Origin of the sequence: Bradyrhizobium sp. (genome assembly GCF_035570375.1) — a bacterium.
In the GTDB taxonomy this organism is placed as follows: domain Bacteria; phylum Pseudomonadota; class Alphaproteobacteria; order Rhizobiales; family Xanthobacteraceae; genus Bradyrhizobium.
Genome location: NZ_DATMLW010000092.1, coordinates 24,796 through 32,704, shown reverse-complemented (window position 1 = coordinate 32,704; position 7,909 = coordinate 24,796). Strand labels below are relative to the sequence as shown.

Below are 7,909 nucleotides of genomic sequence, written 5' to 3'. Positions count from 1 at the left end.
GCTGGGCTTGCGGCAAGGGCCGGTCAATTTCTACGACGGCCAGGGCTTTGTGGTGAAAAAGGACACCGGCGTGAAGGACCTCAAGGGTCTCAACGGCGCCACCGTCTGCGTCGCGCAGGGCACCACGCATGAAGTGACGCTCGGCGATTACGGCCGCGCCAATGGCATCGACTGGAAGCCTCTGGTGTTCGACCGCGTCGACACCATGTACCAGACCTTCTTCGGCGGCCGCTGCGATGCCATGACCCAGGATGCCTCCGCCCTCGCCGGCGCGGTGGCGACCGCAGCGCCAAACGCGGCCGATTATGTCGTGCTGCCGCAAACCATCAGCAAGGAGCCGCTGGGACCGTTCACCCGCAACGGCGACGAGGTGTGGAGCGACATCATCACCTGGCTTCATTACGGCCTGATCGAGGCCGAAGAGCTCGGCGTCACCATGGCCAACGCCGAGCAAATGGCAAAATCCAGTCCTTCGCCTGCGGTCCAGCGTCTGCTGGGAACTTCCGGCGAACTCGGCTCGCGGCTCGGCCTCGACAACAAATGGCTGCTGCAGGCGATCAAGGCCGGCGGCAATTATGGCGAGATTTTTGAGCGCAATGTCGGTTCAACCAGCCCGCTCAAACTCGAGCGAGGGTTGAACGCGACCTGGAGCAAGGGCGGCCTGATGTATGCGATTCCGTTCAAGTGACCGACCGCGCAGCATTGCTGCGTCTTTTCGGGACCATGGCACGGACTTTGCTTTTTCCACGAACGAAGTATGCTTCGTTTCTTGGCGAAAGCGGGACCAACCCGCTCCGCGAAAGCCAGAGGAGAGACATCCATGTCGGTCAGTGCAAGCTTCGACCTGCTTCTGCGTGGCGGGCGCGTGATCTGCCCGGCATCCGGTATCGATGGCATCAAGGACGTCGCGATCCGCAACGGCAAGATCGCGGCCGTGCAGGCGGATATCCTGCCGACCAGCGCCAGGGAGGTCGTCGACGTGGCGGGCCAACTGGTGCTGCCGGGGCTGATCGATACCCATGCGCATGTCTATCAATACGTCACGGGGCGTTTCGGCATGAATGCCGACATGGTCGGCGTCGAATCGGGCGTGACCACCCTGGTCGATCAGGGTGGATCATCCTGCATGACGTTGCCAGGCTTTCGGCATTTCATCGTCGAGCCGGCGAAGTCGCGCGTCTATGCGTTCCTCTCGGCCTACCTCGTGGGCGGGCTCGAAGGCCATTACTATCCGCAGCTCTATAGCCCCGATGGCGTCGATATCGATGCCACGGTGAAGGCCGCGAAAGCCAATTCGGATATCGTGCGCGGAATCAAGGCACATGCCGAGATCGGCGGGTTCGCACGCTGGGGCATTCGCGTGATCGAAATGGCCGCCGAAATCGGCCGCCGCGCCGATCTGCCGGTCTATGTGCATTTCGGCCAGCTCTGGGGCCTGCCGGCGAGCGGCGCCAACGGCGAAGATGCCGACACCATCCTCAAGCGGGTGATTCCGTTGCTGCGGGAGGGCGACATCCTGGCGCATCCGTTCACGCGCCACCCCGGCGGCTTCGTCAATCGCGAGGGTGAGGTGCATCCGGTCATTCAGGCGGCGCTCGACCGCGGACTGAAGGTCGATGTCGGACACGGTAGCCACTTCTCCTATCGATTGGCCGGGAAGGCCATCTCGTGGGGGATCGTGCCGACGACGCTCGGCGCGGATATCCATGGCTACAACACGCATGTGCCGGCGCCGGCTGGTACGCCCGATCAGCACGCGGATGACGAGAATCACCCCTTTGCCGGCCAGGCCAAGTTCAGCCTGGTCCAGGCGATGAGTTCGATGATGGCTCTCGGTCTTTCGCTCGAGCAGGTGGTGCCGATGGTGACCTCGAATCCGGCTAAAATGCTGGGCCGGGAGGATGAAATCGGGGCGCTGAAAGTCGGGCGCGACGCGGACGTCTCCGTGCTCAAGCAATTGTCGGGGCGCTTTGCGCTCCGCGACAACGAGAGCAACGAGGTCATTGCCGAACGCCTGCTGCAGCCGGCCTTCTGCCTCCGGGCCGGTACGCGATACGACGCGGTCGCCTCGATCCTGCCGCAGGCGGTCGCGGCGTAGATCATGATGCGATCAAGTGGAATGGCGTCATGATCTCATCTCTTTGGTTGAGCATGATCTTTTCGGAAAACCGGTTTCCACTTTTCCGGATCATGCTCTAGAAGCTGCTCCCGACGAGGAATCTCGATCGTGCGTAACGAGCGCGACTTTTCCTCCGCTGACGGCGGGGATGCCAGGCAAGGCGTTGGCGTCTCCCTGCCGCGCAAGGAGGACGATCGGCTGATGCGCGGCCGCGGCCAATTCGTGGCCGATATTCGTCTCGCCCGTCTGCAGGACGTCGCCTTCGTGCGCAGCCCGTTGGCTCATGCGCGGATCCTCGCGATCCACGTGCCGGAGCACTATCGCGCCAGCGTCTTCACGGCGGCCGACCTGGTCGGGGTCAAGGCGATCCGGGCGGTGTCGGGATTGCCGGGTTTCAAGGCCTCCGAGCAGCCGGTGCTGGCGACCGTAAAAGTGCGTCAGGTGGGTGAACTGATAGCGATGTGCGTTGCGCCCACGCGCGCCGAGGCCGAGGACATCGCGGCAGCCGTAACACTCGATCTGGAGGAGCTGCCCGCAGTCCACGACATGCTGATGGCGCGAAAGCCGGGCTCGGCGCTGGTGCACGAGCATTGGGGCGACAACATCTTCCTTGAGACCAACTACGAAGTCGACATTTCCTCGGCGCTGGACGCACCGATCAAGGTGACGCGCGAAATCTCGACCGCGCGGCAATGCATGTCGCCATTGGAAGGGCGCGCCGTGGTCGCGACCTTCGATCATCGCCTCGATCAGCTCACGCTCTATTCGGCGGCCCAAATGCCGCATGTCACCCGCAGCGGCCTTGCCGAGTGCCTTGGCATGGAGCAAGCGCGCATCCGCGTCGTTTCGCCCGACGTCGGCGGCGGCTTCGGATACAAGGGAATCCTGCTGCCGGAAGAGGTCTGTCTTTCCTGGCTGACGATGCATCGCGGTCATCCCGTCCGCTGGATCGAGGATCGCCGCGAGCATCTGAGCGCAAGCGCCAACTGCCGCGAGCATCATTACAAGATCACCGTCTATGCCGATCGCGACGGGCGCTTGCGCGGCATCGATTGCGAAGCAACCGTCGATTCCGGCGCCTACTCCTCCTATCCGTTTTCGGCCTGTCTTGAGGCGGCGCAGGTCGCGAGCATCCTGCCCGGACCATATCTGATGCCGGCCTACCGCTGCCGGACCTTTTCCGTTGCCACCAACAAGTGCCCGATCCTGCCCTATCGGGGAGTGGCGCGCACCGGCGTATGCTTCGCGCTTGAATTGATGCTTGATCTGGTTGCGGCGGAAGCGGGTCTGGAGCCGGGCGAAGTGCGACTGCGCAATCTGGTGCGGCCGGAGCAGATGCCGTTTGACAACATCACCAACAAGCATTTCGACAGCGGCGACTACCCGCAGGCGATGCGGCGCGCGCTCAATTTGATCCACGTCGAGGCGGTGCGGAGGCGGCAGCGCAAGGGCGAAGCGGATGGCCGTCGTGTCGGGCTTGGCGTTTCGATCTATTGCGAGCAGGCCGCGCACGGCACTTCGGTCTATTCGGGCTGGGGCATTCCGATGGTGCCCGGACACGAGCAGGCCGCGGCGCGCCTGACCCCGGACGGCGGGCTCGAATTGCGTGTTGGCGTGCATTCGCACGGCCAAGGCATGGAAACCACCCTCGCCCAGGTCGCGCATGAAATTCTGGGCGTCGACGTCGCCAAGGTGCATCTCATCCACGGCGATACAGCATTGACACCCTATTCGACCGGCACCTGGGGCTCACGCTCCATGGTGATGGCCGGCGGCGCGGTCGCCGCCGCCTGCCGCGAGCTTGGCGAACGATCAAGGCGCATCGGCGCAAAACTCCTGCAGCACGATCCGGCCGCCGTGGTGCTGAAGGACGGCGAAATTCGCGGCGTAAACGGCGCCGTTACCCTGGAGGAAATCGCTTTCACCTGGTACCGCCGCCCGCAGGACCTTCCCTCCGATGTCGATCCCGGTGGGCTGGAGGTGACGGCGGGCTACAAGCCGCAGCGCGACAGCGGCACATTCAGCTACGCCGCCCACGCGGCGCTTGTCGCCGTCGATACCGAACTCGGCGAGGTCGAGATCCTCGACTACGTCATCGTCGAAGACGGCGGCGTGCTGGTCAATCCGATGGTGGTGGACGGCCAGATCTATGGCGGCCTGGCGCAGGGCATCGGCACCGCGCTCTATGAGGAAATGCCGTTCGATACCGCGGGTCAGCCGCTGGCGACGACCCTTGCCGATTATCTGCTGCCGGGCCCGACCGAGGTGCCGGCCGCGCGTCTCGATCACATGGAGACTCCGTCTCCGTATACGCAGTTCGGCGTCAAGGGCATCGGCGAAGGCGGCGCGATCGCGCCACCGGCAGCCATCGCCAATGCCGTGAACGACGCGCTGCGCCGGCTGGGCGCGGAAGTGATGCAGTCTCCGATCACGCCGCAACGGATTGTCGAAGTCATCCTCGCGAGGGGCGACAAGCAAGGGAAGTCGGCATGAAACCGGCGCCCTTCGACTATCAACGCCCACACGATCTGAAAGAAGCCTTGTCGCTTCTTGGGAAGGCCGGCCATTCGAGCAAGATCATCGCAGGAGGCCAGTCGCTCGGTCCCATGCTCAATTTGCGCCTGGTCGAACCTGAGCTGATCGTCGACATCAGCGCGCTCGCCGAGCTCAAGGTCGCGGAACGCCGCGGCGACGAGCTCGTGCTCGGCGCATGCATCACGCACGCCGACATCGAGGATGGACGCGTTCCCGACGCCACGCGCGGCGCCATGCAGCAGATCGCCGCCAATATCGCCTACCGTGCCGTTCGCAATCGCGGCACGCTGGGCGGATCGCTCGGCCATGCCGATCCCGCGGCAGACTGGATTTCCGCGCTTGCGGCGTTGGGTGCAAGAGTGAGGCTGACAAGCAGCACCGGCACGCGCTTGCTCGATGTCGAAAGCTTCGTCGTCTCGGCCCTGGAGTCCGCGCTGCGTCCGGGTGAAATCATCGAAACGATCCATGTCCCGGCAAGGCCAGCGTCGGCGCAGTGGGGCTATTTCAAGAGCTGCCGCAAGACCGGAGAGTATGCCCACGCGATCGCAGCCGTGGTGATCGATCCGCCTGCCGCCACGGCGCGCCTCGTCATCGGCGCGATCGAAGCGGCGCCGATCGTTATCAAGAATCCGCTCGAGCTGTTCGGGGGACGGATCACGGGCGACTACAAGGAGCGTTTCGATCCGCAGGTCGCCGATACGATGCTGGCGAAGGCCGGCATCGCCGATGCGGCTCAGCGTCATATTCATGTCAATGTACTGAAGCGTGCGATTCGCGGGGCCGCGGCATGATCAATGTTGCACTCACGGTAAACGAGCGGCCGGTCGAGGCACCTGCAGAGCCGCGGACCAGTCTTGCCGATTTTGTTCGTGACAAACTCGATCTGACCGGCACCCATCTCGGCTGCGAACACGGGGTGTGCGGCGCCTGCACGGTGCTGCTCGATGGCGTCCCGGCGCGGTCGTGCATCACCTATGCCGTAAGCTGCGACGGAGCTGAGGTGACCACCATCGAAGGCCTCGACGAGGACGAAATCACTTCCGAACTGCGTGCGGCCTTCGCGCGGGAGCACGCGCTGCAATGTGGCTACTGCACGCCGGGAATGCTCGTCTCGTCCCGCGACCTGGTGTTGCGCCTTGCGCATGCCGACGAGAAGCTGATCCGCATCGGGCTGAGCGGCAATCTGTGCCGGTGTACCGGCTATGTCGGCATCGTGCGCGCCGTCTCTTCGGTCATCGACCAGCGGCGTCGGCGAGGCGTAGCGCCTCAACACGACGGCGGACGCAAGACGCTGGGGCCTGCGGGTTCGGGACGCAGCCAACGAGCTCCCGTCGAGCGGAGCCGACGCGCGCAGCCGATGCAGGTCCCGCGAGAGACTGCACAGCTGCTGATCCCGGACTTCACGCCCGGCAACCATCTCGAACAGCATTTTGAGGTCGCGCACCCGCCGGAACGGGTTTTTGCCGCGCTCGGCGACATCGCCGCGGTAGCCGATTGCTTGCCCGGCGTGACGCTTCTCGCGCCGCCAACTCCCGAGCGTGTCGAAGGCGCCATCCGTGTCAAGATCGGCCCGGTGGCCGCGACGTTTCATGGCGCCGCGCGTGTCGAACGAAATTCTGCCGAAATGTCCGGCCGCATCGTCGGCATAGGCACCGACGAGCGCAGCCGGTCTTCCACAAAAGGCGAAGTTCGCTACCACCTGGTGCCCCTGGAGGGTGGAAAGACCCGTGTCGATCTTTCGCTCGGCTATTCCTTGACGGGGATTCTGGCGCAGATCGGCCGGCCGGCGCTGGTGCGCGACCTCGCCAGCCGCCTGACGGCGGATTTCGCGTCCAATCTCGATCGACTGTTGTCTGGTGTGCCGCTATCTCGCGAGAGTGCGGCGCCGGCCGACTTGAATGGACTGTCGCTGCTTTGGGGTGTCGTACGCACGGCGCTCGCGCGATGGTTCGCGCACCCTCCAAAGGAGGACGGCGGAGCGAGGTGACAAAGGCGATGTTGTTACAGGCGGCGTGCGAGTTTGAACTGCGTTGAAACCTTTAGCGTGAGAGTGGAGAAGCAAGATGATGCGGACAATGAAATACGTTGCAGCGGTTGCCCTGGCAGTCGCTCTCCTGAGCGGTCCGGCCGGCGCTCAAACAATCAAGATCGGCGTCAATGAGCCGCTCACCGGTGCATTTGCGGCGTCCGGCACCTACGTCGTCAACGGCGCCAGGATTGCGGCCGACGAGATCAATGCGAAGGGTGGCGTGCTCGGCAAGAAGATCGAGCTTGTGATCGAGGACAACAAGAGCAATCCGACCGAAGCCGCGGCGGTGGCGGAAAAACTTATCAACAGCGACAAGACGCCGGTCATGATGGGCGCGTGGGGCTCGAGCCTGACGCTTGCCGTGATGCCCAAGCTGATGGAATACGAAACGCCGATGGTGGTCGAAACCTCTTCATCGGGCAAGATCACCACCAGCGGCAATCCCTACATATTCCGGATCTCGCCGCCATCGGCGGTGGAGGCCGTTGCCTTCAAGAACATCGTCGACAAGCTCGATCTCAAGAAGGTCGACTTTCTGGTCATCAACAACGACTGGGGACGCGGGACGGCTGAAGATTTCAGCAAGATGTTCAAGGAAAAGGGGATAGCCGTCGGCCTGGTCGAGACCATGGATCAGGGCGCGCAGGACATGAGCGCGCAGCTCGCCAAGATCAAGGGGACTGACGCCGAGACCGTCATCGTCACCACCGCGGTCGATCAGCTCACGCTGATCTTCAAGCAGGCGGCGGCGCTCGGCATGAAGAAGCGCATCATCACGACAGGCGGCTCGCAGAATCCGGACCAGATCGTCGCGCAGGCCGGTGCGGCCGCCAACGGCACCATGCATCTGACAACCTTCCTGCCGTGGTTTCCCGAGAAGACGCCGAATCCGGAAGCGACCAACTATTTCATCTCAGAATGGAAGAAGCGTGGCTTCGATTTCGCCGGATGCACAGAGAGCTTCCGCGGCTATGACGGCATCCGCACGGCGGCGGCCGCCATCGAGAAAGCCGGCAAGGCGGAGCCTGCGGCAATCAAGGCGGCGATGTGGGACATCAAGGTGAAGGGGCTCAACGGCGACATCGTCTTCCGCAAGTCCGGGCCTGAAGGCAAGGAAAGCGGCCAGAGCCAGCCGAACGTCTACCTCATCGAGATCAACGATGGCAAAATCGGCATGAAGTCGCTCTGAAGCCGCATCGCGAAGGACGGGGCCGCGGCCTATCTGC

General features: G+C 63.7%; 6 protein-coding genes. All 6 read left to right on the top strand.

The features are described 5' to 3' along the window. The coding region (locus VNX23_RS10290) for a transporter substrate-binding domain-containing protein (protein WP_325629644.1) at positions 1-688 on the top strand (688 nt) is incomplete at its 5' end. A 132-nt stretch (positions 689-820) separates the two neighbouring features. Then, complete coding sequence (locus VNX23_RS10285) at positions 821-2,098, top strand: amidohydrolase/deacetylase family metallohydrolase (protein ID WP_325629642.1); 1,278 nt, start codon at positions 821-823, stop codon at positions 2,096-2,098. A gap of 222 nt (positions 2,099-2,320) precedes the next feature. After that, complete coding sequence (locus VNX23_RS10280; protein WP_325629648.1) at positions 2,321-4,612, top strand: xanthine dehydrogenase family protein molybdopterin-binding subunit; 2,292 nt, start codon at positions 2,321-2,323, stop codon at positions 4,610-4,612. After that, on the top strand, positions 4,609-5,445 hold the full coding sequence (locus VNX23_RS10275; protein WP_325629640.1) for an FAD binding domain-containing protein: 837 nt from the start codon (positions 4,609-4,611) through the stop codon (positions 5,443-5,445). Before VNX23_RS10280 ends, VNX23_RS10275 begins: the two co-directional genes overlap by 4 nt. Further along, positions 5,442-6,641: a xanthine dehydrogenase family Fe-S subunit gene (locus tag VNX23_RS10270; RefSeq protein ID WP_325629638.1), complete on the top strand. Its 1,200-nt coding sequence runs from the start codon at positions 5,442-5,444 to the stop codon at positions 6,639-6,641. Before VNX23_RS10275 ends, VNX23_RS10270 begins: the two co-directional genes overlap by 4 nt. Before the next feature lie 88 nt (positions 6,642-6,729). Then, complete coding sequence (locus tag VNX23_RS10265; RefSeq protein ID WP_414642976.1) at positions 6,730-7,872, top strand: ABC transporter substrate-binding protein; 1,143 nt, start codon at positions 6,730-6,732, stop codon at positions 7,870-7,872. The last annotated feature ends 37 nt before the right edge of the window (positions 7,873-7,909 follow it).

Excerpts from the sequence above, each read along its gene's own strand:
- VNX23_RS10270 (WP_325629638.1), top strand. The coding sequence starts at position 5,442 with ATGATCAATGTTGCACTCACGGTAAACGAGCGGCCGGTCGAGGCACCT.
- VNX23_RS10280 (WP_325629648.1), top strand. The coding sequence starts at position 2,321 with ATGCGCGGCCGCGGCCAATTCGTGGCCGATATTCGTCTCGCCCGTCTG.
- VNX23_RS10275 (WP_325629640.1), top strand. The coding sequence starts at position 4,609 with ATGAAACCGGCGCCCTTCGACTATCAACGCCCACACGATCTGAAAGAA.
- VNX23_RS10285 (WP_325629642.1), top strand. The coding sequence starts at position 821 with ATGTCGGTCAGTGCAAGCTTCGACCTGCTTCTGCGTGGCGGGCGCGTG.
- VNX23_RS10265 (WP_414642976.1), top strand. The coding sequence starts at position 6,730 with ATGAAATACGTTGCAGCGGTTGCCCTGGCAGTCGCTCTCCTGAGCGGT.